This is a genomic window from Stenotrophomonas sp. AGC87 (genome assembly GCF_057333975.1).
This window is the reverse complement of record NZ_JBHFHW010000029.1, coordinates 241,995-266,166: the sequence shown is the minus strand read 5'-3', so window position 1 is coordinate 266,166 and position 24,172 is coordinate 241,995. Positions and strand designations below refer to the sequence as shown.

The 24,172-nt window shown below is 66.8% G+C and carries 23 protein-coding genes and 1 pseudogene; 14 read left to right on the top strand and 10 right to left on the bottom strand.

What is annotated here, in order from left to right; all coding sequences use genetic code 11:
- Positions 1–5 precede the first annotated feature (5 nt).
- From panE to ACE026_RS11180, 3 genes are read right to left on the bottom strand one after another with little or no spacing between them, the layout of a single operon-like run.
- A complete protein-coding gene (gene panE / locus ACE026_RS11190) occupies positions 6–944 on the bottom strand; it encodes a 2-dehydropantoate 2-reductase (RefSeq protein ID WP_486039056.1) in 939 nt (312 codons plus the stop codon).
- The gene (locus ACE026_RS11185) at positions 944–1,744 is read right to left on the bottom strand and encodes an ABC transporter permease (protein ID WP_019185458.1); all 801 of its coding nucleotides are present in this window, start codon (positions 1,742–1,744) and stop codon (positions 944–946) included. The genes panE and ACE026_RS11185 overlap by 1 nt, the downstream gene beginning before the upstream one ends.
- Positions 1,741–2,700 carry an ABC transporter ATP-binding protein gene (locus tag ACE026_RS11180; RefSeq protein ID WP_486039055.1) on the bottom strand — a complete coding sequence of 320 codons (960 nt, stop codon included), beginning with the start codon at positions 2,698–2,700 and terminating at the stop codon, positions 1,741–1,743. Before ACE026_RS11180 ends, ACE026_RS11185 begins: the two co-directional genes overlap by 4 nt.
- A 104-nt stretch (positions 2,701–2,804) precedes the next feature.
- Here ACE026_RS11180 and ACE026_RS11175 point away from each other — a divergent pair, with 104 nt between their 5' ends.
- Complete coding sequence (locus tag ACE026_RS11175; RefSeq protein ID WP_486039054.1) at positions 2,805–3,554, top strand: ferredoxin--NADP reductase; 750 nt, start codon at positions 2,805–2,807, stop codon at positions 3,552–3,554.
- Between the two features lie 48 nt (positions 3,555–3,602).
- Here ACE026_RS11175 and ACE026_RS11170 read toward each other — a convergent pair whose 3' ends face one another.
- Positions 3,603–4,772: a lytic polysaccharide monooxygenase gene (locus ACE026_RS11170; protein ID WP_486039053.1), complete on the bottom strand. Its 1,170-nt coding sequence runs from the start codon at positions 4,770–4,772 to the stop codon at positions 3,603–3,605.
- A gap of 269 nt (positions 4,773–5,041) precedes the next feature.
- Here ACE026_RS11170 and ACE026_RS11165 point away from each other — a divergent pair, with 269 nt between their 5' ends.
- The gene (locus ACE026_RS11165; RefSeq protein ID WP_486039052.1) at positions 5,042–6,211 is read left to right on the top strand and encodes a GGDEF domain-containing protein; all 1,170 of its coding nucleotides are present in this window, start codon (positions 5,042–5,044) and stop codon (positions 6,209–6,211) included.
- 51 nt (positions 6,212–6,262) lie between these two features.
- Here ACE026_RS11165 and ACE026_RS11160 read toward each other — a convergent pair whose 3' ends face one another.
- Complete coding sequence (locus tag ACE026_RS11160) at positions 6,263–6,571, bottom strand: hypothetical protein (protein WP_486039051.1); 309 nt, start codon at positions 6,569–6,571, stop codon at positions 6,263–6,265.
- Between the two features lie 408 nt (positions 6,572–6,979).
- On the opposite strand from ACE026_RS11160, the gene ACE026_RS11155 reads away from it, so the two are divergent.
- The 3 genes from ACE026_RS11155 to ACE026_RS11145 are packed head-to-tail and all read left to right on the top strand — an operon-like array spanning position 6,980 to position 10,456.
- Positions 6,980–8,494 carry an alpha/beta hydrolase gene (locus ACE026_RS11155; RefSeq protein WP_486039050.1) on the top strand — a complete coding sequence of 505 codons (1,515 nt, stop codon included), beginning with the start codon at positions 6,980–6,982 and terminating at the stop codon, positions 8,492–8,494.
- 34 nt (positions 8,495–8,528) lie between these two features.
- On the top strand, positions 8,529–9,275 hold the full coding sequence (locus ACE026_RS11150; RefSeq protein ID WP_486039049.1) for an ABC transporter ATP-binding protein: 747 nt from the start codon (positions 8,529–8,531) through the stop codon (positions 9,273–9,275).
- Complete coding sequence (locus tag ACE026_RS11145) at positions 9,272–10,456, top strand: ABC transporter permease (protein ID WP_070469953.1); 1,185 nt, start codon at positions 9,272–9,274, stop codon at positions 10,454–10,456. Before ACE026_RS11150 ends, ACE026_RS11145 begins: the two co-directional genes overlap by 4 nt.
- 121 nt (positions 10,457–10,577) lie before the next feature.
- On the opposite strand, the gene ACE026_RS11140 is transcribed toward ACE026_RS11145, so the two are convergent.
- The 3 genes from ACE026_RS11140 to ACE026_RS11130 all read right to left on the bottom strand — a co-directional run bounded on the left by ACE026_RS11140 (position 10,578) and on the right by ACE026_RS11130 (position 13,258).
- Positions 10,578–11,273, bottom strand: coding sequence for a transposase (locus ACE026_RS11140; RefSeq protein ID WP_486039048.1), 696 nt, complete (start codon positions 11,271–11,273; stop codon positions 10,578–10,580).
- Between the two features lie 190 nt (positions 11,274–11,463).
- A complete protein-coding gene (locus ACE026_RS11135; RefSeq protein WP_486039047.1) occupies positions 11,464–12,459 on the bottom strand; it encodes an energy transducer TonB in 996 nt (331 codons plus the stop codon).
- A gap of 187 nt (positions 12,460–12,646) precedes the next feature.
- Positions 12,647–13,258: a TIGR00645 family protein gene (locus tag ACE026_RS11130; protein ID WP_486039046.1), complete on the bottom strand. Its 612-nt coding sequence runs from the start codon at positions 13,256–13,258 to the stop codon at positions 12,647–12,649.
- Positions 13,259–13,364: 106 nt separating this feature from the next.
- Between ACE026_RS11130 and ACE026_RS11125 the strand changes: the two genes are divergently transcribed.
- The 5 genes from ACE026_RS11125 (at position 13,365) to ACE026_RS11105 (ending at position 20,333) form a co-directional block, all read left to right on the top strand.
- Entirely contained in the window at positions 13,365–14,054 is a 690-nt protein-coding gene (locus ACE026_RS11125) for a glutathione S-transferase N-terminal domain-containing protein (protein WP_486039045.1), read from the top strand.
- Positions 14,055–14,225: 171 nt separating this feature from the next.
- Positions 14,226–16,454, top strand: coding sequence for a S9 family peptidase (locus ACE026_RS11120; protein WP_486039044.1), 2,229 nt, complete (start codon positions 14,226–14,228; stop codon positions 16,452–16,454).
- A gap of 39 nt (positions 16,455–16,493) precedes the next feature.
- Positions 16,494–16,994 (top strand): cytochrome c oxidase assembly factor Coa1 family protein, encoded by a 501-nt coding sequence (locus ACE026_RS11115; RefSeq protein ID WP_486039043.1) that lies wholly within the window; start codon positions 16,494–16,496, stop codon positions 16,992–16,994.
- A gap of 146 nt (positions 16,995–17,140) precedes the next feature.
- Positions 17,141–18,412 carry a M12 family metallo-peptidase gene (locus tag ACE026_RS11110; RefSeq protein ID WP_486039042.1) on the top strand — a complete coding sequence of 424 codons (1,272 nt, stop codon included), beginning with the start codon at positions 17,141–17,143 and terminating at the stop codon, positions 18,410–18,412.
- 109 nt (positions 18,413–18,521) lie between these two features.
- Positions 18,522–20,333, top strand: a complete 1,812-nt coding sequence (locus ACE026_RS11105; RefSeq protein WP_486039041.1) for a DUF885 domain-containing protein — start codon at positions 18,522–18,524, stop codon at positions 20,331–20,333.
- A 102-nt stretch (positions 20,334–20,435) separates the two neighbouring features.
- On the opposite strand, the gene ACE026_RS11100 is transcribed toward ACE026_RS11105, so the two are convergent.
- Positions 20,436–20,894, bottom strand: a complete 459-nt coding sequence (locus tag ACE026_RS11100; RefSeq protein ID WP_176987869.1) for a hypothetical protein — start codon at positions 20,892–20,894, stop codon at positions 20,436–20,438.
- Positions 20,895–21,075: 181 nt separating this feature from the next.
- Between ACE026_RS11100 and ACE026_RS11095 the strand changes: the two genes are divergently transcribed.
- From ACE026_RS11095 to ACE026_RS11080, 4 genes are all read left to right on the top strand, one after another.
- Positions 21,076–21,324, top strand: a complete 249-nt coding sequence (locus ACE026_RS11095; protein ID WP_019185442.1) for a hypothetical protein — start codon at positions 21,076–21,078, stop codon at positions 21,322–21,324.
- A 123-nt stretch (positions 21,325–21,447) separates the two neighbouring features.
- Positions 21,448–22,365 carry a bestrophin family protein gene (locus ACE026_RS11090; protein ID WP_486039040.1) on the top strand — a complete coding sequence of 306 codons (918 nt, stop codon included), beginning with the start codon at positions 21,448–21,450 and terminating at the stop codon, positions 22,363–22,365.
- 27 nt (positions 22,366–22,392) lie between these two features.
- Positions 22,393–23,382, top strand: a complete 990-nt coding sequence (gene hemB / locus ACE026_RS11085) for a porphobilinogen synthase (RefSeq protein ID WP_486039039.1) — start codon at positions 22,393–22,395, stop codon at positions 23,380–23,382.
- Between the two features lie 31 nt (positions 23,383–23,413).
- Positions 23,414–23,686 carry an SHOCT domain-containing protein gene (locus tag ACE026_RS11080; protein WP_121040784.1) on the top strand — a complete coding sequence of 91 codons (273 nt, stop codon included), beginning with the start codon at positions 23,414–23,416 and terminating at the stop codon, positions 23,684–23,686.
- Positions 23,687–23,751: 65 nt separating this feature from the next.
- On the opposite strand, the pseudogene ACE026_RS11075 reads toward ACE026_RS11080, so the two are convergent.
- Positions 23,752–24,172, bottom strand: a pseudogene (locus ACE026_RS11075) (TolB-like protein); the annotation flags it as partial.

Sequence of the window (24,172 nt, the reverse complement as noted above, 5' to 3'; positions counted from 1 at the left end):
CGTGCTCAGGCGCTGCGCAGCTGCTGGTAGGCCTGCAGGTGCGCATAGGCAACCGCCAGCAGCGGCGCCGCCTGTCCGGCTGTGCGTGCACGCACCAGCATGTCGCCGACGATATGCTCGGCCTCCACCTGCTGGCCGGCTTCCAGATCGCGCAGCATCGACGCCTTCAACGCCGAGCCAGGCTGCGTGGTCGCAGCCAGTGCGATCTCGCGCGCCTTGGCCGGGATCGGCTCGCCGGCTGCCTCGGCAACGGCCACGCATTCGTCGTACAGGCCGCGCCCGATCGCCGCACCGTCATCGGTGGCCACGATCGTGCCGACATCGGCGCGCATCAGGCACGTCGCCGCCGCCAGCGTGGTCAGGAAGGTGTACTTGATCCACTGCTCCTGGCCGATGGCATCGGTGGCGACGTGGTCCACGCCCGCCTGTACGCAGGCCGCCGCCAGCGCCAGCACGCGCGCGCTGCTGCCGGTGCCGTCGCGCTCGCCAAAGGTCAGCTTGGCCGCCGGCGCCAGATGTACCACGGCGCCATCGGCGGCCTTGGTCGCGCTGATGAAGCACAACCCGCCCAGCACCGCGTCGCGGCCGAAGCGCGCGTCGAGATCGGCGTAATGGCGCAGCCCGTTGAGGATCGGCAGCACCGTGGTGCGCGGCCCGACCGCCGGGGCGATCGCCTCGATCGAACTGGCCAGGTCGTAGGCCTTGCAGCTCAGGATCACCAGGTCGAAGGGCTCAGCGCTCGCCAGCGCAGGCAGCGCCTCGGCGGTGACGTGCTTGACCGGGAACGTCGCATCGCCCAGCGGGCTGCGCAGCACCAGGCCCTCGCGCGCCAGTTGCGCCGCGCGCGCCGGCCGCACCAGGAAGGTCACGTCCACGCCGGCCTGGGCCAGGCGACCACCGAAGTACCCGCCGGTCCCGCCGGCGCCGAGGATCAGGATGCGCATCAGCTGCGCATCCCCACACCACGCTTCAGCAGCCACAGTGCCAGCGCGGTCAATGCGACCACGAAGCCGATCATCAGCGCGTAGGCCACCCACAGCGGCACGTCGCTGGTGCCCAGCAGGCCGTAGCGGAACGCGTTGACCATGTAGAAGATCGGGTTGGCATGCGTGGCCGCTTCGGCCCAGGTCGGCAGCAGCTTCACCGAATAGAACACGCCGCCCAGGTAGGTCAGCGGGGTCAGGATGAAGGTCGGCACGATCGCCACGTCATCGAACTTCTTGGCGTACACCGCATTGATGAAGCCGGCCAGCGAGAAGATCGTCGCGCCCAGCAGCACCGTGGTCAGCGTCACCAGCGGGTGCGGGATGCGCACCGGGGTGAAGAACATGGCGATGATCAGCACGATCACGCCGACCATCAGGCCGCGCAGCACCGCACCAGACACATAGCCCCACAGGATCACCCAGTTCGGCATCGGGCTGACCAGCAGCTCTTCCACGTGGCGGCCGAACTTGGCGCCGAAGAACGAGGAGCTGATGTTGCCGTAGCTGTTCTGGATCACGCTCATCATCACCAGGCCGGGCACGATGAACTGCATGTAGCTGTAGCCGCCCATCTCGCCCACGCGCGAGCCGATCAGCCCGCCGAAGATCAGGAAGTACAGGGTCATGGTGATCGCCGGCGGCACCAGGGTCTGGCCCCAGATGCGCAGGATGCGCGCCACTTCACGGCGCACGATGGTCATCAGGGCGATGCGGTTGCGCTGGCCGTCGGTCAGGACCGGGGTCGGGGTGCTGCTCATGCCACGTTCTCCTGGTTGCCGGTGAGGCGCACGAACAGCTCCTCCAGGCGGTTGCTCTTGGTCCGCATCGAACGCACGCGGATGCCCGCCGAGTTCAAGGCGTCGAACACGCGGTTGAGGTCCATCGCGCGCGGCATGTCCACATCCAGCGTGTGGCTGTCGGTGGCGATCAGGATCGCGCCGTCGATCTCCGGCAGCTGGGCCGGCAGGCTGCCGTCGATGTCGAACAGGAAGCCCTCCACGTCCAGCTTGGCCAGCAGTTCGCGCATCGGGCCCTGGGTGACGATCTGGCCGTGGTTGATGATGGCCAGGTTCCGGCACAGGTGCTCGGCTTCTTCCAGGTAGTGCGTGGTCAGGATGATCGTGGTGCCGGCGGCATTGATCTCCTTGAGCACGCGCCACATGTCGCGGCGGATCTCGATGTCCACGCCAGCGGTCGGCTCGTCCAGGATCAGCAGGCGCGGGCGGGTCATCATCGCGCGGGCGATCATCAGCCGGCGCTTCATGCCGCCGGACAGGGTGCGGCTCATCACCTGCGCCTTCTCCCACAGGTGAGCGCGCTTGAGCTCTTCTTCGGCCATCTTCTCGGCCTCGGCACGCGCCACGCCATAGAAGCCGGCGTAATTGACCAGGATGTCGAAGGGCTTTTCAAACAGGTTGAAGTTGATCTCCTGGGGGACCAGGCCGATCAGGCGCATGGTGGCGCTGCGGTTGCGCACCAGGTCGCTGCCGAATACCTCCACCTGGCCTTCGCTGAGGTTCACCAGCGAGCTGATGATGCCGATCAGGGTCGACTTGCCGGCGCCGTTGGGGCCCAGCAGGGCGAAGAAGTCGCCCGGGGCCACGTCCAGGGAGACGCCCTTCAGCGCCTGGGTGCCGTTGTCGTAGGTTTTGCGGAGGTCACGCACCCGCAGGGCGGGCGCGGCGGTGGGCGCGGGAGTGTTCTGGGAAGCCAAGCTCTTGCCTTCGCGCCTATGGGCTGGCGCTGGATAGGGGCGGGGAGCGGCTATTATAGAAGACCCCGAGGGCTTGCCCCGGCTACACACTGTCCCGAAAAGTCGTGCCTGCCCAATTCCCCCTCAAACTGGTCGACCGGCGCATGCTGGCGCCCACCATCGGCCATTACCAGTTCCTGCGTGATGACGGCCAGCCGCTGGATTTCCAGCCCGGTCAGTTCATCCAGGTGCATTTCGAGTACGCCGACGGCACCGCCACCAAGCGCAGTTACTCGCTGGCCACCATTCACAACCACGCCCTCGGCGCGGGCGATGCGGTCGATATCGCGGTCAGTTTCGTCCCCGGCGGCGCCGCCACGGCCCTGTTCGAGGGCCTGGACATCGGCGGCCACGTCAGCGCCAGCGGCCCGTTTGGCCGGTTCTGCCTGCAGCCGGGCGACCATAACGCCCGTTATCTGCTGATCGCCACCGGCACCGGGGTCACCCCGTACCGCTCCATGCTGCCGCTGCTGGCGACCGCCATGGCCGAGCGCGGGGTGGAGGTGGTCCTGCTGCAGGGCGCCCGCACGCCGGCCGAACTGCTCTACAGCGAGGACTTCTATGCCTTCGCGGCCGCCCATCCGGGCTTCCGCTATGTGCCCTGCCTGTCCCGCGAGCTGCCGGAGAACCCGCATCCGGACGTGCGCCACGGCTACGTGCAGCAGCATCTGGCCGAATTCGCCCCGAACCCGGCCACCGATATCGCCTACCTGTGCGGTAACCCGGACATGGTCGATGCGACCTTCGAAGCGCTGAAAGACGCTGGCCTGCCTACGCCGCAGGTGCGGCGAGAGAAGTACGTCAGCAGCAAATGACCGTGCCCGGGATGAAGGCAATGCCCTCATCCCGGTTGCCGTCATGGCTCAGTACGGAATCCAGGCATCGCGCCAGGCCGAGCCGGTGCCCGGGCGATAGGCGTCCGCATTGATGTTGCACCAGGCGCCTTCCGGGAACGGGCGGCAGGCATAGAGCTTGCCGTCGGTGCCCTTCACTACGGTCTGGCCCGGGATGTAGCTGCCGATGCCGGCCGGGTAGACGTGGTCGTAATCACCGACGGGCGGCGGATCGATGTCCGGCAGGCGCACGTCGAGCTGATGGCTCAGCCCGCGCAGCAGGTACACGCGGTTGTCGGTGGCCGAGGCGACCGGGGTGATCACCCCGTTGCGCATCACACCGATCCGGGCCTGGCTGGCGCTGGCGTTGACCCGGCGGGCCAGCTGCAACGGCCATTGCGCCGCGGCGGTCTGGCCGGCGGCCAGGGTGGTCTTGATCCGCTCGGCATCGCTGCCGTTGGCCTTGAACACACGCAGTTCCAGCTCACTGCCGACCGGCAGGTCGCCACGGGCGGTCAGCGCGCCGGCATCCAGCCAGACCGGCGGGGTACCGCTGCCGCCGCCCTCGAACTTCACGTCCATGCAGGTGTAGAAGGCTTCGGCCGAATCCGAGCGCTGCCAGGTGTTGTAGATGATGTGCGGGCCGGTGCGCTTGGGCAGCGGGCAGTCCAGCTTGTAGGTGCCATCGGCCGACAGCGGCGTGTTGCCCAGGGTGCAGAACGCTTCCAGGTCGCCCCAGCGCAGCGCGGTGCCCGGCTGCCAGCCCTCGCGGGTGACGTAGAACTTCCACTCGCGGGTGGCGTGCGGGGCCGGCGCCTTGAACTCGAAGGTGTAGCGGCCGTTGGCATCGCCGTGGATCGGGGTGGCCTGCCAGTCGTCGCGGGCCAGGTCCAGGCCGCGGTAGGTCGGGTTGTTGCCGCTGCACAGCTTGCCATCGGGCACCACGGCCTGGTGGTTGCCGTTGGCAGCGGCCTGGTTGATGCCCATCCAGTCATAGAACGCCTGCGGGCCGGCGACCGCCTTGGCCGCGGCGCAGGCCGGGTTGGTCGGGTTTTCGGGGTTGCCCTGGAAGCAGGTATAGACGCGGCTCTGCGGGGTGACCATGGTGCCGTGCGCCAAGGCGGCGCCGGAGGCGGTCAGGCCGCCAAGGGCGAGCGACAGCGCCAGCAGCATGTGGGGATGACGAGGGTGGTGGGACATGTGGATTCCATGAAAAAGGGCAGGCGTGCTCCGGCCCGCGGCAGTTCGGACGGGTGACCACGGTTTCCAGGCGGGGGTCGGAAGCAGCCGGGTCAGTCTCCGGGCGCGAGGAGCGGACCGGAATGCAACGAATCTGAAAATTCGCGGGCGTCTGCGCGCTGCGCCCGGCAGGCAGCCGCGTGTGTGCACCCGCCAGTGTCGGGCCGGGCAGCGCCACGGCGCGGCGGGCGGTAAGATGCGCCGCGCGCCGCTTCCGCCTGGCTGACCCGATGCCCCTGGATTTCCCCACCATTGCCGTGCTCGGCTTTTTGCTGTGCCTGGGCATCGCCATGGGCTTTTCGTTGTTGCTGCTGGTGCTGCGGCGGCAGCCGGCGCTGCGGCTGTGGACGGCCAGCCTGTGGCTGTTGTCGATCAGCCTCACCTTGATCGCCCTGCGGCCGTTCCTGCCGCAGGTCTCCAGCATCCTGGCCAGCAATGTCGCGGTCGCGCTGTCGGGCGTGCTGATGCTGTACGGCGTCGCCCGCCATCTGGGTCATCGCCTGCCAGCCTGGCAGCCGGTGACGTTGTCGATCAGCTATCTGGGCGCCATCGCGTTCTTTCTGCTGGTCCACCCCAGCCTGGTCATCCGGCTGGATGTCTTCAGTGCGTTCGCGGTGCTGCTCAACGGTGGGATGACATGGATGCTCCTGCGCCATGCGCCGCCCGCCCAGCGCACCAGTTGCCGGTTGGCGGCGGCGGTGTTCGGCGCGCAGACCCTGCTGTATCTGATCCGCCTGTTCCTGCCGGTGGCGCCGGATGCGGGCGAGGACATCATGCGCGCCGGTTCGCCGGTATTCGCCACGTATCTGGCCGGCCTGATCCTTGAGCTGGCCCGGTGTTTCGCCCTGGTGCTGCTGCTGGTGGAACGGATGCTGGTCGATCTGCAGCGGCTGGCGCGCACCGACGTATTGACCGGCCTGCTCAACCGCGGTGCGGTGCTCGCCGATGGCGCCGCGCTGCTGCAGGGCAACCGCCGCCCGGGCGGGGCACTGGCGCTGTTGTTGCTGGATGTGGATCACTTCAAGCAGATCAACGACCGCTGGGGGCATCTGGTCGGCGATGCGGTGCTGCGCCACGTTGCCGACGTGCTGGGCGCCTGCGTGACCGATCGCGAGCACCTGCTGGGCCGCTATGGCGGGGAGGAGTTCGTCCTGCTGCTGCCGGGGGCGGATCAGTTACAGGCGCGCCAGTGTGCTGATCGGCTGCGCCAGGCGCTGCGGGAGTCACCTGCCCGGATCGAGGGCATTTCGGTGCGGGTGACCGCCAGCATCGGACTGGCCATCGATCAGGAAAAGGGCGACATGGCACGGCTGCTCGGCGAAGCCGATGCGGCGCTGTATCGCGCCAAGGCCGAGGGGCGGGACCGTACCGCCAGCGCCCAGCCCATCGTCGAGAACTGAGCCCGCCCCGCGGGTATCGCGGAGCGGGCAGAGCGGATCAGGCAGAGCGGATCAGCAGTTGGTACCCAGGCGCCCGGAGCAGTTCTTGAGTCGCCCAAGCTCCCACTTGTCGCTGACCGTCACGCCACTGGAGATCCACTGGCCATTGAACAGGCAGTTGGCCGTCACGCTGCAGCCATCCGGACCCACGGGGATGATGGATTGAGCGGCGCATTGCTGGGATGCGGCGGGCGAAATACCCCAGTACGCACGATACTCCTGCACGGTGGCGCGCTTGACGCCTGCTTCATCGGCGGAGGCAGTCGGGCTGGCGAACACCGCGGCCAGCAGCAGAGGAATGGCGAGGATCGTCTTGTTCATGTTCGATGTCCTGTTGGAGAGAAATGCTGCATCCCAGCGGGCCGACGGAGCAGAGCGCGCGCCGCGGGCAGCGCTGGAGCGCGGACTATCGAAGCCTTTCCTGCCTCAGGAAAAGGGGGCTGCGGCACAGATTGTCAGCAATGTGCTGAAGTGTGATCACGGCGATCGGTGGCCTTTCGAGGAGGTCACGTTTCCACGGCAACATGACGCGCGGGCTGCTCGCCGATCACCTGCGCGCGGCTGCCGATTACGACAGGTTGCGCAGGAAACAGTGCCACCTCCCGCAGGCGTCCAGCCATCCGTGCGTGGCGGCCTTCCCCGGCACCGGGGCAGCCGTGTAAGTTGAGTCACATCGGCCACGCCCGCGCGTCGTGGTGGCATGACCTTCAACAAGGGGAAGTACGGAAGATGTCTACAGACCACCTGAGGCTGGCCGTTGCGCTGGTCGCCGCCCTGTGTGCCGGCTGCGCGCCGGTACCAGACGATGCATCCGGCGCTGCCGCCCAGCGCCTGTATGGGACGCTGGCGTTTGAGCCGTGCACCCTGACCAGCGCGCAGGCCAGTGCGAACGTCGAAGCCCAGTGCGCCACGCTGCAGGTGCCGGAAAACCCGGCGGCACCGGACGGTCGCAAGATCGGCTTGAACATCGCCTGGCTGGGCGCCGGCAATGATGGCGCGGGCAAAGGCGACCCCGTCTTCTTCCTCGCCGGTGGCCCGGGCCAGGCCGCAACCGAGGTCGCCGCGCCGATCAACATGGCGCTGCGCGACGTGCGCAAGCAGCGCGACATCTTCCTGATCGATCAGCGCGGCACCGGCAAGTCCAATCCGCTGACCTGCCTGGATGCGCAGGGCAAGGAACTGCCGCTGGACGAGAACGCGGCACCCAGCACCACGCTGATCGAGGACTATGCCCGCCAGTGCGCGCAGTCGCTGACCGGCCGCGCCGACACCCGCTTCTACACCACCACCGAGGCCATCGGCGATCTGGATACGGTGCGCAAGGCGCTGGGCGTGGACAAGCTCAACCTGGTCGGTGGCTCCTACGGCACCCGCGTGGCACAGCAGTACGCCGCGCACTACCCGCAGCACACCCGCACGGTGGTGATCGATGGGGTGGTTCCCAACGATCTGGTGGTTGGCGGCGACTTCGCCAACACCTTCGAAGATGCGATCACCCTGCAGTCGGCGCAGTGCCGCCAGGATCCGGTCTGCGCCAAACGCTTCCCGGTGGATACCCGCACCCAGCTGCGCAACGTCATGGCGACGTTGGCCAAGGCGCCGGTCGAGGTCGATTACCGCAACCCGGGCACCGGTCAGGCAGAACATGGCGTGCTGACCGCCGATTCGGTCACCGCCCTGGCCTTCATGTTCTCGTACATGCCCGAGCTGTCCTCGCTGCTGCCGGTCATGCTGGATGAAGCCGCACAGGGCCGCTACGCGCCGCTGATGTCGCTGAGCAAAATGGCCAGCCGCACCCTCGGCGTGCAGATGAACCGTGGCATGCAATGGTCGGTGCTGTGCGCTGAAGATGCTGATCGCTACAAGGAAAGTGCGGCGGGTGACCGCGTGCTCGGCCCGGAAGTGGCACGTATGTTCTTCGCGGCGTGCCCGGCCTGGAACGCCGGTTCGCGGCCGAAGGACTTCACGGCGCCGTTCGCCTCGACGCTGCCGGTGCTGCTGCTGTCAGGCCAGTTCGATCCGGTCACGCCGCCGCGGTACGCCGAGCAGGTGGTCAAGCAGCTGCCCAACGGACGTCATCTGCTCGCCAAGGGGCAGGGCCACGGGACGATCAACGCCGGCTGCATGCCGCGCATCCTCGGCCAGTTCATCGACACCGCCGATGCGAAATCGCTCGACGCCACCTGCCTGGACACCCTCAGCCCGGTGCCCGCCTTCACCTCGTTCAACGGATGGGCCCCATGAACCGTACTTCGCACCGCACCGGGGAGGTGCGCGCATGATCGTCGCCGAGAATCTGCACAAAGCGTTCAAGACCAAGACCGGCCTGATCCAGGCGGTCCAGAACGTGGGCTTCCAGGCCGAAGACGGTCGCATCACCGGCCTGCTCGGCCCGAACGGCGCCGGCAAGACCACCACCATGCGCATGCTGTACACGCTGATGGCGCCCGATCAGGGCCGTGTGCTGGTCGATGGTATCGACGCGGCGGTGGACCCGGTCGCAGTGCGCCGCCAGCTGGCAGTGCTGCCGGACGCGCGTGGTGTCTACAAGCGCCTGACCGCGCGCGAGAACATCGCCTACTTCGGGCAGCTGCACGGCCTGAGTGCGGCGCGGATCCGTGAGCGCACCAAGGTGCTGTCCACGGCGCTGGAGATGGACGACATCCTCGATCGCCAGACCGAAGGCTTCTCGCAGGGGCAGCGCACCAAGACCGCGATCGCACGCGCGCTGGTGCACGACCCGCGCAATGTGATCCTGGATGAGCCTACCAACGGGTTGGACGTGATGACGACGCGCGCGCTGCGTGGCTTCCTGCGGGGGCTGCACGACGAGGGGCGATGCGTGATCTTCTCCAGCCACATCATGCAGGAGGTGGCCGCGCTGTGTGACCACGTGGTGATCATCGCGCAGGGCACGGTGATGGCGGCCGGCAGCGCCGATGAGCTGCGCGCACAGACCGGGGAAACCAACCTGGAAGATGCCTTCGTCAAGGCAATCGGTACCGAAGAGGGATTGCACGCATGAGTTCGTTCGCCACGCTGTTGACCGTGATGCGCAAGGAACTGCGCGACCTCTCCCGTGACCGCCGCACGCTCGCGCTGACGCTGCTGCTGGGACCGCTGCTGTACCCGGTACTGATCCTGGGCATGAGCAAGCTGGCCGAAAGCCGGGTGAAGACGCAGATCGAGCAGCCGCTGGAAATTCCGATGATCGGCGGCGAGCATGCCCCCAATCTGGTGCGTTTCCTGGCATCGCAGGGTCTGAATGCGACCGAGGCACCGAAAGACCTTACCGAGGCGATCCGCAGCCAGCGTATCGATGTGGCGCTGCGCATCAGCCCGGAATTCGGCAAGGACTGGGCCGACGGCCGCCCGGCGCTGGTCGAGATCATCAAGGACAGTACGCGCCGTGCCGCCGATATTCCCAGCAGTCGCCTGGAGGCGGCACTGGGCGGCTATAGCCAGCAGGTCGGCGCCCTGCGCCTGCTGGCGCGCGGCATCGATGCACAGGTCGCGCGACCACTGGACGTCGCCGCGCAGGACCTGGCGACCGCCGAAGCCAAGCGCGGGATGATGCTGTCGGTGCTGCTGCCGATCCTGCTGACCATCACCTCGTTCCTGGGCGGTGCCTACCTGGTGATGGATACCACGGCCGGCGAACGTGAGCGGCAATCGCTGGAGCCGCTGCTCGCCACCCCGGCACCGCGCAGTGCGATCGTCAGCGGGAAGATCGCTGCGGCCTGCGCCGTCGGTGTGGCGTCGCTGCTGCTGACCCTGGCCGCCTTCAAGATCAGCGCGCAGCTTTCCTCGGGCGGGGTAGGCCGGCAGCTCAACATGGGCTTCCTGCCGATGCTGCAGATGCTGCTGATCATGCTGCCGATGCTGTTCATCGGTACCTCGCTGCTGACCTTCCTGTCGGCGGCGGCCAAGAGCATGAAGGAGGCCCAGAGCCATATGACCTGGCTGATGCTGCTGCCGATGCTGCCGGGGTATGCGCTGATGGTGTACCCGATCAAGAGCGAGCTGTGGCAGTTCGCGGTGCCGTTCCTGGCGCAGAACCAGATGCTGCTCAAGATCATCCGCCACGAAGCGATCAGTCCGCAGATGTGGGCGGTCTACCTTGGCGCGGGCTTCGGGCTTGCGGCCCTGTTCTGGTACGCCGCCGTGCGCCGCTACCATCAGGAGCGGTTGGCGATTTCGGGTTGATCGACGAAGGGCTCCGAAAGGGGCCCTTCTTATTAACGGGGACGGAGGTAGTTAATAACAGGGACGGAGGTAGTTAATTCGGGGGGTGTCAGGTGGTTCCGGCACGCTGACCGATAGTCTGCTAGTCGCCCGTCTCCTTGACCGGTCTTCCCGCAGGCCTGCAGACCACGGACCTCTGCAATGCCCGCCCAACCATGTCGTGGAAGCGCGGGCTGCCAAACGCGCGCTCCTGCGCGACGTAGGTCACGATCCGCTCTCGTTCGTCTGGTTGAATGCTGGCCCGCAGCCATTCGCTGTAGGCATTCGCACGTGCTTGCGGCGTCGGGCCCAGGAGGGTGTAGCAGGGATGTGGTGTCAGCATCGGGTTGTGCTCAAGGCCGAGGTACACCCGAACGCTGGACCATCGATATTCCTCTGGAAACGCCACCATCGCGGCCCGTACCGGATTCAGCTCGATGTAGCGATGCACCATCAACAGGTAACCATCGGAATCCACCAGACACGACTTGAAACGGCCCTCCAGCAGCGTCCCGCTGCGCACATGTCGCTTGTTGAAGTACTGCACATAGTTCTGCCCACACTGCCGCATGGCCGGGGCCAGCCCCTCTGCTGTAGACGGTGTGATCAGAAGATGGACGTGATTGCCCATCAACACGAACGCGTGAATGGCAACCGCCTGCTTACGGCAGGCATTGCGCAACAGGCGCAGGTAGTGATGCCGGTCTTCATCGTCGATGAACAGTGCAGCGCGATTGACCCCACGTTGTATGACGTGAAGCGGGATGCCAGGGAGAACCAAGCGAGCGGAACGGGGCATGGTCGGCAACGTTGATGGCGAACCGTTACCTTGCAGATCCACGCAGGTAAAAGAGCTAGGCCTGTGGTGCACGCAGCCGTAGGAGAAGCGCGCTTAACTACCTCCGTCCCTGTTATTAACTACCCCCGTCCCCGTTAAAGAAAAGGCCCGGATCGATCCGGGCCTTTCCTCATCCAACGTGACGCCGCGATCAACCGCCTTCCGGCGCGAAGGCAAGCGTACGGCGCGTTGTGACCGGTGCACCCACCGGCTCGAACTTCCAGCGCTTGACCGCGTTGAGTGCTTCGCGATCGAACACGCGGGCCGGAGTGGCGCGCAGCACGCGGGCAGCGGTCACCGAGCCGTCGGTGCCGACCGTCAGCTCGACCAGGACTTCGCCGGAGGTGCCCGAGCGCAGGGCGTCGGCCGGGTAGCGCGGGGCGGGCGTGCTGACCGGGCGCAGGCTCGGCGCGACGGCGGCCTGGCGGGTGGCCGCGGCCTGCTGGGCAGCCGCCTGCTGCTGGCGCTGTTCGGCCTCGCGACGGGCGGTGGCCTGGCGCTCGGCATCCTGCGTATCACGGCGCGCGGCCTCCTGCTGCGCGGCGATCTGTCGCGCGGCCTCGGCTTCGGTGGTCTGCTGCTGCGCCAGGCGCTGTTGTTCAACCAGCTGCTTGGCGCGGGTCTCGGCGTCCTTCTTGACCTTGTCGGTCTCTTCCTGGGTGCGCTTGAGCGCGGTCTGCATGCTGCCGCTGATGCCCTGCTTCAGGCGCGGCAACGCCGGGGCGGTCGGGTCGACTTTTTCGATCAGCGCGACCAGGCGCTGGGTTTCGGCGAAGTCTTCACGGCCCAGGTTCTGCTCGGCGGCGATCAGGGTGTAGGGCAGCAGATCGGTCAGCGCGCTCTTGACCGAGGCGTCATCCGGGGTCTTGTCGCGCAGCGCCAGGTAATACTCGATGGCGTTGTCGCCGGCCGGGGCGTACATGCGGTTCTCGCGCAGCGCCTTGCCGGCCAGCTCGCGCAGTTCTTCGGTGCCCAACGACTGGACTTTGGCCGACACCGCCGGTGCGGCCGGGGCAGCAGTGGGGGCCACAGGGGCCGCCGGCGTGGCAGGTGCGGTCTCGTCCTTGCCCGAGCAGGCGGACAGGGCCACCAGCAGGATCATCGGCGCGAACAGCCGCGCCGGGCCATGAGTCTTGACGTGCGACATCCAACTCCCCTTTGAAGACGACGATACGTAGGGCCTGATGCGGTCAGGCCGACCGAAGGCCATGGACGTTTCCCGACGTCCACGGCGGACCCGCAGGTGTGCAATCTAGCATCACCCCGCCCGGCCCGGGGGCCAGGCGGTCAGGGCAGGGGGCATCCTCACCGATGCCGCCGCTGCCGGGCAAGCCTCAGTGCGACAGTGCCTTGCTGGGCGTGCCGCTCATCAGCTTGTCGGTGTAGGCGATGCCGATCGCCGAGAGGATGAAGGCGCCATGGATGATGGTCTGCCACATCACACCGTCGGAGGTCATCGTGGAGCACTTGATGAAATCGCCCACGGCGGCGACGGCCTTGAGGTACGCCTCGCTGTTGCAGGCGGGCAGGGCGCCCAGGTTGCCGGCACCAATGAAGGTCTTGAGCAGGTGGATCGAGGAGATGCCGATGATCGACAGCGCCAGCTTCACCTTCAACACGCTGGCGTTGACGTGGCTCAGCCACTCCGGCTGGTCCGGATGACCTTCCAGGCGCAGACGCGAGACGAAGGTTTCATAACCCCCGACGATCACCATCACCAGCAGGTTGGAGATCATCACCACGTCGATCAGGCCCAGCACCAGCAGCATGATTTCCTGCTCGCCCATCTGGTTGGCCTGGTGCAGCAGGTGCCACAGTTCCTTGCCGAACAGGAACACGTAGACGCCCTGGGCCAGGATCAGGCCGAGATACAGGGGCACCTGCAGCCAGCGCGAGGCGAAGATGAGGGTGGACAGGGCGTTCGGGGATTTCGAGGTCGAGCTCATGCTGGAATGCTGCGTTGCGGGGACGGCGCAGCGTAACGGTCCGGCTTGACCCTGCCAAGCCGAGTGACGGACTAGACTCGGGATTCTCTCTTCGCGAGCCCTCGCCATGATCGATCTGTACTACTGGCCTACCCCCAATGGCCACAAAGTCACGCTGATGCTGGAGGAAACCGGGCTGCCGTACCGGATCCAGCCGGTGAACATCGGCGCCGGGGACCAGTTCACGCCCGCCTTCCTGGCGATCTCACCCAACAACAAGATGCCGGCCCTGGTCGACCACCAGCCCACCGACGGCGGCGCCCCGCAAAGCGTGTTCGAGTCCGGCGCGATCCTGCTGTACCTGGCCGAGAAGACCGGCCGCTTCCTGCCCGCCGACAGCCGCGGCCGGGTGGCCGTGCTGGAATGGCTGTTCTGGCAGATGGCCGGGCTCGGCCCGATGAGCGGGCAGATGGGCCATTTCAACGTCTACGCGCCCGAAAAGATTCCCTATGCGATCGAGCGCTACAACAACGAGGTGCGCCGGCTGCACGGGGTGATGGACAAGCGCCTGGCGCAGACCGCCTACCTCGGCGGCGATGACTACAGCATCGCCGACATGGCCAGCTACCCCTGGATCGGCGCCTACGACAAGCTCCCCGTGGACGTTGACGCCTTCCCGAACCTCAAGCGCTGGCATGACGCGATCGCCGCCCGTCCGGCCACCCAGCGCGCATATGCCCTGCGCGAGAAGGTGAACCCGCAGGCCGGCAAGCCGCTCAGCGAGGAAGAGCGCAAGCACCTGTTCGGGCAGCGCTGAAGCGGTGGGCGCCTGCCCGGTCATGCCGGCCGCTGGCCGGCTTTTCGGCACGCTTGGCGCGGCAGGATGCCCGCCATCCCCGGCACGACCGGAACGGTTTTGGTTAGGATGAAGCGTTCCCCGGTACCGCACCAGCGGCCGGGAACTGCCCAGACGCTCCCGGAACCCTCCATGCGCCACCTGTTTGCTTCACTCGCCCTGATGCTCGCCTCGACCTCGATCGCCCACGCTGAAAAACTGACCCTGGATGCCATCACCGGCCCGCTGCCGTTGTCCGGCCCGACCCTGATGAAACCCAAGGTGGCCCCGGATGGCTCGCAGGTCAGCTTCCTGCGCGGCAAGGATGCGGACCGCAATCAGCTGGACCTGTGGGCGTACGACATCGCCAGCGGCCAGACCCGTCTGCTGGTGGATTCCAAGGTGGTGCTGCCCGGCACGGAAACCCTGAGCGACGCCGAGAAGGCCCGCCGCGAGCGCCAGCGCATCGCCGCGATGACCGGCATCGTTGATTACCAGTGGTCGCCGGATGCGCGCACCCTGCTGTTCCCGCTCGGCGGCGAGCTGTACCTGTACGACCTGAGCAAGCAGGGCAAGGCCGCGGTGCGCCAGCTCACCCACGGTGAAGGTTTCGCCACCGATGCCAAGCTCTCGCCCAAGGGCGGCTTCGTCAGCTTCGTGCGCGCCCGCAACCTGTGGGTGATCGATCTGGCGAGCGGCCAGCAGATCCAGCTCACCGGCGATGGCAGCGACACCATCGGCAACGGCGTGGCCGAGTTCGTCGCCGATGAGGAAATGGACCGTCACACCGGCTACTGGTGGGCGCCGGATGACTCGGCGATCGCCTTCGCCCGCATCGACGAATCGCCCGTGCCGGTGCAGAAGCGCTACGAGATGTATGCCGACCGCACCGAGATGATCGAGCAGCGCTACCCGGCCGCCGGCGACCACAACGTCACCGTCAAACTGGCGGTGATCGCGCCGCGCCGGAACGCCACGCCGCGCTGGATCGACCTCGGCCGCAACCCCGATATCTACCTGGCCCGCGTCGATTGGCGCGACCCGAAGCACCTGACGTTCCAGCGCCAGTCGCGCGACCAGAAGACGCTCGAACTGATCCAGACCGAACTGGCCAGCGGCCAGCAGCGCACGCTGGTGACCGAAACCTCGCCGACCTGGGTGCCACTGCACAACAGCCTGCGCTTCCTCAAGCAGGGTGGTTTTGTGTGGTCGTCCGAGCGCAGTGGTTTCGAGCACCTGTACCGCATCTCCGATGACGGCAAGACCGTCACCGCGCTCACCGCCGGCCACTGGCCGGTGGACGAGCTGCTGGCCGTGGACGAAGACGCTGGCAAGGTCTACTTCCGCGCCGGCATGGACAGTTCGCGCGAAAGCCAGCTGTACGCCGTGTCATTGCAGGGCGGCGCGCCGCAGCGTCTGTCGCAGGCCCCGGGCATGCACACCGCCAGCTTCGCGCGCAACGCCAGCGTCTACGTGGACAGCTGGTCCAACACCACCACGCCGCCGCAGATCGCGCTGCATCGTGCCAACGGCGAGAAGATCGCCACCCTGGTCGAGAACAATCTTGAAGACCCGGCGCATCCGTATGCGCGCTATCTCGATGCGCAGCGCCCGGTCGAGTTCGGCACCCTGACCGCCGCCGACGGCAAGACCGAACTGCACTACAGCCTGATCAAGCCGACCGGTTTCGATCCGGCCAAGCGCTACCCGGTGGTGGTCTACGTCTACGGTGGCCCGGCCTCGCAGACGGTCACCAACAGCTGGCCCGGCCGTGGCGATCACCTGTTCAACCAGTACCTGGCCCAGCAGGGCTACGTGGTGTTTTCGCTGGACAACCGCGGCACGCCGCGTCGCGGCCGTGATTTCGGCGGTGCGCTGTACGGCGTGCAGGGCACGGTGGAAGTGGCTGACCAGCTGCGCGGCGTGGCCTGGCTGAAGCAGCAGGCTTGGGTCGATCCGGCGCGCATCGGCGTGCAGGGTTGGTCCAACGGCGGTTACATGACCCTGATGCTGCTGGCCAAGGCCTCCGACAGCTACGCCTGCGGCGTGGCCGGTGCACCGGTGACCGATTGGGGCCTGTACGACACCCACTACACCGAGCGCTACATGAACCTGCCGGGCAACAACCCGAAGGGCTATGAAGAAGCGCGCGTGCTGGCGCATATCGACGGCCTGCGCTCGCGGCTGCTGCTGATCCACGGCATGGCCGATGACAACGTGCTGTTCACCAACTCCACCGTGTTGATGAGCGCGTTGCAGAAGCGCGGCCAGCCGTTTGAACTGATGACCTATCCCGGTGCCAAGCACGGTCTGTCGGGCAGCAATGCGCTGCACCGCTACCGCTTGGCCGAGGACTTCCTGGGGCGCTGCCTGGCGCCCTGATCCCCCGTTCCTGCCACCGGCCTGACAAGGAGTTTGCCGATGACATTGCCGCCCGCACTTCCTGGTACCCCCGTGCGCACCGGCTGGTGGCGACGCCACTGGCGCTGGGCCATGCCACTGGCGGTGGTGGTCGGCATTGCGGCGGCAGCGGGCGCGGTGTGGTTCGCGCTGTCCCAGTGGGCGTACTGGAGCAAATCCAGCACGCCCTACCAGGAGGCCATGCGCCGCGCGCGCTGCAACGTCGAGCTGGTCGAAGCGCTGGGTGAGCCCCTGCGCGATGGCTACCTGCCGGCCGGCTCGATGCATTCCAATGGCCAGAGCCAGTTCGTGATCGCGGTCTCCGGCCCACAGGGCAATGGCCGCATGTTCCTCAATGCCAAGCGCTCGGGCGATCACTGGGACTACCCGATGCTGTACGTGGTGACCGACGGCAAGGAGGCGATTGATCTGGCGGCGCTGGATGATATCGAAGCCGCGGAAAGTTGCGCGCTGGAAGAGTGCCGGGCGAAGGGGGACTGCCCGCCGTCGCTCAGTCTCTGAGACGCCGAGTGGACGTTGCTGCCTTCTGGATTCGCAATGACGGCTGATTTCGTTGATACCGTGATGCCACACGGGGTTTTGCGAATCCGCTGTCTCTAGTCTCGATGCACCGGCCCGTTCGGGCAATGCTGCAGGCGAGGTGAGCGGTGAAGCGAATCCTGAGTGGCTTGATGGCTATGTTGTGTGGTGTGCTTCTGGCTTCGACAACCTGGGCGGCAGTACCGTTCATCGAGGTGCCCACTGATGGCTGGGATCCCGGGGCGGAGGCGCGTAAGCGCTATACCGGCGGCATGTATGACTGGGCACGACGGGTCACGGTGGATCGCACGGCACTGGCGTCCGATCGGATCCAGGTCGATCTCTTCGACGACGTGCTCATCATCGAACGCTCGCCTCTGGTCGCCAAGGAACCGGATAATGTTCCGCTCTACGTTGCGGATGGCAGCACACACGATGCCCAACGCTCGCCCACATCGCGGCAAGTGTGGGCAGGAACGATCATCGGCGCGCGGGGGCCTGGGGGTATGCCGAGCACTGTCGACATCTCCGAACTGGGCAACGGCGACCTCATATCCAGCTTTTCACGCGGCCACGTGCTGTATCAGCTGTTCGGGGATCTACTGGTGCGCATCGACCTGCGCCGTGTCCCCAATGAAGCACCTTCAGTGCGTGATCCCTATCCGGCGGACCCGCTCATCCTAGATAAGGTTTCCCCATCCATTGCGGCATCGACGATTCGCGTGGCTTTTGGGTACGGAAATGGTGCGCTTGCCGACGGCAGGGAGCAGGTTTTCAGAATGATGGAGAGAGCCGTTGCACACGCAAACGCTGGTTTCCTCGCCAGCGGGATCCTGATTGAACTCCAACGGGCTGGAAACGCCCTGCCTGGCTACGCTGAATCCAGCGTGGTACAGACGCTGGATGACCTCGTTCTTGGCACCAACGGCCCGCTCTGGCTGGTGCACAGGATGCGGCATCTGGAAAAAGCGGACTTGATGCTGATGATCATCGACACGAAAGACCCGGGATCCATCTGCGGTCAAGCACAACGGCTACTAGCAACGAAAGAGACGGCATTTGCGGTAGTTGAACGTCGCTGCCTTGCCAATGAGATCAATAGCCTCGCCCATGAAATCGGTCACCTCTTGGGCGCGGACCATGATCCTGCACACGCCTCCATCCGTCCTCCAAAATTCGAATACGGACATGGCTACCAATCACCACCGAGTACATCTGACCGATGGAGGACAGTGATGGCCTACGATTGCAGTGATCGCGCATGCGCGCGGGTCAACCGCTGGTCATCTCCCCGTGTGAGCCACAACGGAGTGCCGGCCGGAACGTCGCGCTTGCATGACAACGTCCGTGTGCTTAATGAGACACGGACCACAGTAGCGGCATTCTATCCAGACCCGTGAGCGGACTGCCCCGGGCCGGGAGCTTAACGATCAAGCCATGACCTCCGGCCAATTGCCCCCGACCCGCCAAGTGCGTAGGGTCGCAGGCATCCTGCCCTGGAGTTCCTGCATGAAGCCGCTTGTCCTCGCTGTTGCGTTGGCCCTGTCCGTTCCCGCCGCGCTGTCGGCCCCGCCGGCCCTGGCCGCCCCGGCCGCCGCCAAGCCTGCCGCCTCGCCGGCCTGGGTCACCCGCAGCAACCAATTGGCGCAGATCCTGCTCGATGCGCAGGGCCCGTTCCAGCCGGAAGAGACCGGCTTCTTCGGCGTACCCGGCTATGACGACAAGGTGGCCGATTTCGGCCCCGACAACGGCGCGCGCTACCGCGCCGCGATGGCCAAGGCGCGCAGTGAACTGCAGGCCAAGCTCGCCACCGAGCGCGATCCCAACGTCCGCCAGGACCTGGCGATCATGATCGCCGCCGCCGACCAGAACATCGAAGGCAGCGAACTCAACGAGAAGTACCTGCTGCCGTGGAGCGACACCCCGCAGACGGTGTTCAGCGGCCTCAACCTGCTGCTGTCCGACCAGGTGCCGGCCGAGCGCCGGGCCAAGGCGCTGGATCGCCTGAAGGCCTACGCCGGGCTCGCCCCGGGCACGCAGCCGGTGACCACGCTGTCGCGTCAGCGCTACGAAGAGCGCCTGGGCGACAAGAGCCTGCTGCAGCCGACGAAGATCGAAGTCGAGCAGTCGCTGGCCAATGTGGATACCTACATCAGCGGCATCGAGCAGTTGTTCGGCAAGTACAAGGTCGCCGGTGCCGAGCAGGCGCTGCAGACCATCGCCAGCCAGCTGCGCGAGTACCGCGACTGGACCCGCCGCGAGGTGTTGCCCAAAGCCCGCACCGATGCGCGCCTGCCCGAGCCGCTGTATGCCTACCAGCTCAAACGCGTGGGCATCGACATCGCCCCGGCGCTGTTGATGCAGCGGGCCCAGCTGGAATTCATGGAAACCCGCTCGGCGATGCGCCAGCTGGCACCGCTGGTGGTGCAGGCCAAGGGCCTGAAGGTCACCGACAGCACCGATCCGGTGGCCGTAGTACGTGCGCTCAAGGGCGACAAGATTCCCGACGATCAGCTCGAGCACCACTACCGCGGCGTGATCGATGCGATCGACCCGATCATCCGCACGGAAAAGATCGTCGATGTGCCGCAGCGCCCGATGCAGATGCGCCTGGGCTCGGCGGCGGAAAGCGCTGCCTCGCCGGCCCCGCATTTCCTGCCGGCGCCACTGGTCGGCAATACCGGGCAGCAAGGCACCTTCGTGCTGCCGCTGGGCAACCCGGCCGCCGGCGACAAGGCCGCGCAGTACGATGATTTCAACTTCGGCTCGGCCGCGTGGACGCTGAGCGCGCATGAAGGGCGCCCGGGTCACGAACTGCAGTTCACCGCGATGGTCGAGCGCGGCATCTCGCTGGCGCGCACGATGTTCGCGTTCAACTCGGTCAACGTGGAAGGCTGGGCGCTGTATGCCGAAGCGGAGATGGTGCCGTACGAGCCGCTGGACGGGCAGCTGATCGCGCTGCAGTTCCGCCTGCTGCGGGCCGCGCGCGCGATGCTGGACCCGATGCTCAACCTCGGCCAGATCGACCGTACCAATGCCGAGCGCGTCCTGATCGACGAGGTCGGCCTGTCCAAGGCGATGGCGGCCCAGGAACTGGATCGCTACATGGTGCGCATGCCCGGCCAGGCCGGCAGCTACTTCTACGGCTACACCCGCATTCTGGAACTGCGCATGCAGACCGAGCTGGCGCTGGGTGATCGCTTCGACCGGCTGGCGTTCAACAACTTCCTGCTCGACCAGGGCCTGCTGCCGCCGGACCAGCTGGCCAAGGCGGTGAACGACGTGTTCGTGCCGAAGTACAAAAACGCGGGCAAGCGCTGACGCGTTTCCGGTAGGTAGGCACCGACCGTTGATCGGTGCACTGTTCCAGCAGCCACGACCAATGATCGTGGCCTACCCCGGTCTGCGTTACCGCGGTTCTCGTTACCGCGTAGGCGTGATCGTCTGCGTCGGCAGGCGCGGCGCCGGCGGCGGATTCGGTACCCAGATGGCCACACCGGCCGCGCGCTTCTGCGTGGTCGGAATGCCGATGCCCACGCCACCGCCCACGTGCGAGCCGTAACTGCCCGCGCCGACGGACATGCCCACCGGCGAGCCGCTGGAGCCCACCCCCATCAGGATCACGCCGTTGGCACCGAGGGCGGCCGCCTCACGCTTGAGCCGCATGACGGCGGCATCGGTCTGGCCCTGCGTGCCAAACCCGACCGCGCTGGCCGACTCGAGCTGGGCGATTTCCTGCGACCCGGCTGGCGGGGTGGAGTAGATCTGCACCGTGGCCGGATCGACCGGCGCACGCGCCTGGCCGAGCATGACCTTGGAGGTGCTGGCGCAGCCGGCGCTGAGCAGCGCCAGGCCCAGCAATGCAGCGCATCGGATGTTCATGGCGTTACCCCTGTGTGTGATGGCTGGGATGATCGGTGCTGGCGACTGAATCGGTCCCAACCCCTGCCAGCGCACCCTAGCACTGCGGCGGTGAGGCCCCCGCCAACGGCGTCTCGCTGCCGCTTGCGCCTGCGCCGGGAACCGCTATGGTGGGCCACGCATTCACCTCAAGGAGCCGGATATGGGATTGATCAGTCTGTTGTGGGGCATCGTCGCGCTGCTCTGGATGATTGTGGCCCTGATCCCGCTGCTGGGCTGGGGCAACTGGTTCCTGATCCCGTTTGCCGCGGTGGGTGCGGTGATCGCCGCCATCGGCATCCTGTTCACCCACGCCAGCAAGCGCGGCCGCGCCTGGACCGGGCTGGTGCTCAACGGCATCGTGGTGGTGGTAGGGATCGTCCGGCTCGGGCTGGGTGGCGGCATCATCTGAGCCGTGCGGGTGCGACCGACCGTCGCAGCTCACGGCCGCCCGGCACCATCGGCGTAGAATGACCGGCTGCCGCATCCGGCTCCGCCGGCGGTCCTCGCCCGTCCGGGCGCTCTCCCTGCACCGATGATCATTCGTCCTCGTCCCCACGGCTGGCAACTGCTCTACATCCTGCGCGGCTCCATCGTTCCGGCGGTGGCGCCGAAGGTGGTGGCGATCCTGCTGCTGTCCGTCGCGGTCGCCGCGCTGGCCGAGCTGTGGCACCCGCCGGGCATCGAGCGCGTGTCGGTGGCACCGTTCACGCTGCTGGGCCTGGTGCTGTCGATCTTCCTCAGCTTCCGCAACAACGCCTGCTTCGAGCGCTGGTGGGAAGGCCGCAAACTGTGGGGCCAGCTGATCTATGAGTCGCGCAGCCTGGCCCGCCTGTGCCAGGCGCTGCTGGTTGACGATCCCGCGCTGCGCGACCGCGTGTGCCGGCTGTGCATCGGCTTTGCGCATGCGTTGGCCGCCCGCCTGCGTGGCCGCGACATGGCACTGGCGGCACTGCCGTGGGTGCCCGAAGCCGACCGCGCACGGTTCGGCCAGCGCCTCAATGCACCGGATCAACTGCTGGCGATGATCGCTGCCGATCTCGCCCAGGCGCTGCGCGCCGGTCAGCTTGATTCGTACCTGTACACGCAGTTCGAAACACGCTTGCATGCGCTGTCCAGCATCCAGGCCGGTTGCGAGCGCATCCTGACCACGCCGCTGCCGTTCGCCTACACGCTGCTGCTGCACCGCTGCGCGTGGCTGTTCTGCGTGCTGCTGCCGTTCGGCCTGGCCAGTTCGCTGGGTTGGGCCACACCCGTGGTCTCGGCCGTGCTGGCGTACGCGTTCTTCGGCCTGGACCAGCTCGGCGAGGAGATGGAAGAGCCGTTCGGACTGGAATCCAATGATCTGCCGCTGGATGCGATGGTGCGCACCATCGAAATCGATCTGCTCGACAGCCTCGGCGTCCAGCCGCTGCCCGAGCCCCTGCAACCGCGGCAGTACCTGCTGCAGTAATTCCTGCCTTCCGTTCCGGAGCACCTCATGGCCCATCCCGATTATCGCCCCCGCCGCATGCGTCACGACGAGTTCTCGCGTCGTCTCATGCGCGAGAACACGCTGACCACCGACGACCTGATCTATCCCGTGTTCGTGCACGAGCTGGCCGGCCGCACGCCGGTGGCCTCGATGCCGGGCGTGGAGCGGCTGTCCATCGACGAGCTGCTCAAGGTGGCGGAAGAGGCGCTGGAACTGGGCATTCCGGTGATCGACCTGTTCCCGGTGATCGATCCGGCCGGCAAGTCGCTCGATGCCGCGGCGGCGTGGGATGAGAACGGTCTGGCACAGCGCGCCATCCGCGCGTTGAAGTCGCGCTTCCCCGAGCTGGGGGTGATGACCGATGTCGCGCTGGATCCGTACACCACGCATGGCCAGGACGGCATCATCGATGACAAGGGCTACGTGCTCAACGACATCACGGTGGAGGCGCTGGTCAAGCAGTCGCTGTCGCATGCCGACGCCGGCGTGGACATCATTTCGCCGTCGGACATGATGGATGGCCGCATCGGTGCGATCCGCCGTGCGCTGGATGCCGCCGGCCACGTCAACGTGCGGATCATGGCCTACTCGGCCAAGTACGCCTCGGCGTTCTACGGTCCGTTCCGCGACGCGGTCGGCAGCTCCACCGGCCTCGGCAAGGCGGACAAGAAGACCTACCAGATGGACCCGGCCAACGGCGACGAGGCCATGCGCGAGATCGCGCTGGATCTGGAGGAAGGCGCGGACATGGTGATGGTCAAGCCGGGCATGCCCTACCTGGACCTGGTGCGCCGGGTGAAGCAGCAGTTCGGCGTGCCGACCTTCGCCTATCAGGTCAGTGGCGAGTACGCGATGATGAAGGCGGCCTTCGCCAATGGCTGGCTGGACGAGCGGGCCTGCGTGATGGAGTCGCTGATCGGCTTCAAGCGCGCCGGCGCCGATGGCGTGTTGACCTATTTCGCCCCACAGGTGGCGCGTTGGCTGCGCGAACGCTGACAATACGCGCCCACCCCGATACAGGACGACGATGATGCAGACGATGGGATGGCTACAGTGGGTGACCTGGACGGCCGGTGTGCTGGCCTTTGCCGTGGTCATCGGGCTGGTGATCCGTGGCGTGCGCCGCGCCGCGCGGCAGGCGCCGGAGCAACCCTCCGCCGCCGCGCGCATCGCCCGTGAGGCGCAGCTGTCGCCCGCCTTGCAGGCGCAGCTGGCGGCATTGAACCAGCGCAAGGATCACGGCGAGATCAGCGAAGCGCAGTACGAGCAGCAACGCGCGGCGCTGCTGCAGGCGCACTAGCGCTCGGCCAGCACGATCACGGGTAGCGCCACGCCACGCGTGGCGGCCTTTCGGCGACCGCAGCGTCAACCGCAGCCGGTACCTCGCGGCGCTGACGGCGCCTTGATCCGGTACAGATCCAGCCCGCCGGCACGCGGTGCGCGTGCCATGCCAGCCAGGACCATCTCCGAAGGCTTTGACGCGTCCACCACCGGCGCGCCGGTCTGGCCCTCGGCGGTGTTGAACGAGAGCGTCAGCGGCACCGCCGCCTGGCGGTGATCGCAACTCGCCAGCAGGACCTGCGAATGCCCCTCGCTCGCGCGGGTGAAGGCCAGTGCGCCGTCATTGCCCAGCCAAGCGGCCCCGAGTTCGTCGGCGGCCGTATTGAGTGGGGCCGGCAGGGCTTGCGCGGTGCCGAATCCCTCGCCCTGCACGGGCGCCAGATACAGATCGAAGCCGCCCTGGGTCTGCTTGCCGTTGCGTGAGAAAAGCAGCGTGCGCCCCACC

Bases quoted from the DNA above. Each gene is read 5' to 3' on its own strand.
- ACE026_RS11120 (WP_486039044.1), top strand. From the start codon at position 14,226: ATGCGCCACCTGTTTGCTTCACTCGCCCTGATGCTCGCCTCGACCTCG.
- ACE026_RS11105 (WP_486039041.1), top strand. From the start codon at position 18,522: ATGAAGCCGCTTGTCCTCGCTGTTGCGTTGGCCCTGTCCGTTCCCGCC.
- ACE026_RS11155 (WP_486039050.1), top strand. From the start codon at position 6,980: ATGTCTACAGACCACCTGAGGCTGGCCGTTGCGCTGGTCGCCGCCCTG.
- panE (WP_486039056.1), bottom strand. From the start codon at position 944: ATGCGCATCCTGATCCTCGGCGCCGGCGGGACCGGCGGGTACTTCGGT.
- ACE026_RS11090 (WP_486039040.1), top strand. From the start codon at position 21,448: ATGATCATTCGTCCTCGTCCCCACGGCTGGCAACTGCTCTACATCCTG.
- ACE026_RS11130 (WP_486039046.1), bottom strand. From the start codon at position 13,258: ATGAGCTCGACCTCGAAATCCCCGAACGCCCTGTCCACCCTCATCTTC.
- ACE026_RS11185 (WP_019185458.1), bottom strand. From the start codon at position 1,744: ATGAGCAGCACCCCGACCCCGGTCCTGACCGACGGCCAGCGCAACCGC.
- ACE026_RS11145 (WP_070469953.1), top strand. From the start codon at position 9,272: ATGAGTTCGTTCGCCACGCTGTTGACCGTGATGCGCAAGGAACTGCGC.
- ACE026_RS11095 (WP_019185442.1), top strand. From the start codon at position 21,076: ATGGGATTGATCAGTCTGTTGTGGGGCATCGTCGCGCTGCTCTGGATG.
- ACE026_RS11150 (WP_486039049.1), top strand. From the start codon at position 8,529: ATGATCGTCGCCGAGAATCTGCACAAAGCGTTCAAGACCAAGACCGGC.
- ACE026_RS11160 (WP_486039051.1), bottom strand. From the start codon at position 6,571: ATGAACAAGACGATCCTCGCCATTCCTCTGCTGCTGGCCGCGGTGTTC.
- ACE026_RS11115 (WP_486039043.1), top strand. From the start codon at position 16,494: ATGACATTGCCGCCCGCACTTCCTGGTACCCCCGTGCGCACCGGCTGG.
- ACE026_RS11170 (WP_486039053.1), bottom strand. From the start codon at position 4,772: ATGTCCCACCACCCTCGTCATCCCCACATGCTGCTGGCGCTGTCGCTC.
- ACE026_RS11135 (WP_486039047.1), bottom strand. From the start codon at position 12,459: ATGTCGCACGTCAAGACTCATGGCCCGGCGCGGCTGTTCGCGCCGATG.
- hemB (WP_486039039.1), top strand. From the start codon at position 22,393: ATGGCCCATCCCGATTATCGCCCCCGCCGCATGCGTCACGACGAGTTC.
- ACE026_RS11165 (WP_486039052.1), top strand. From the start codon at position 5,042: ATGCCCCTGGATTTCCCCACCATTGCCGTGCTCGGCTTTTTGCTGTGC.
- ACE026_RS11140 (WP_486039048.1), bottom strand. From the start codon at position 11,273: ATGCCCCGTTCCGCTCGCTTGGTTCTCCCTGGCATCCCGCTTCACGTC.
- ACE026_RS11125 (WP_486039045.1), top strand. From the start codon at position 13,365: ATGATCGATCTGTACTACTGGCCTACCCCCAATGGCCACAAAGTCACG.
- ACE026_RS11080 (WP_121040784.1), top strand. From the start codon at position 23,414: ATGATGCAGACGATGGGATGGCTACAGTGGGTGACCTGGACGGCCGGT.
- ACE026_RS11100 (WP_176987869.1), bottom strand. From the start codon at position 20,894: ATGAACATCCGATGCGCTGCATTGCTGGGCCTGGCGCTGCTCAGCGCC.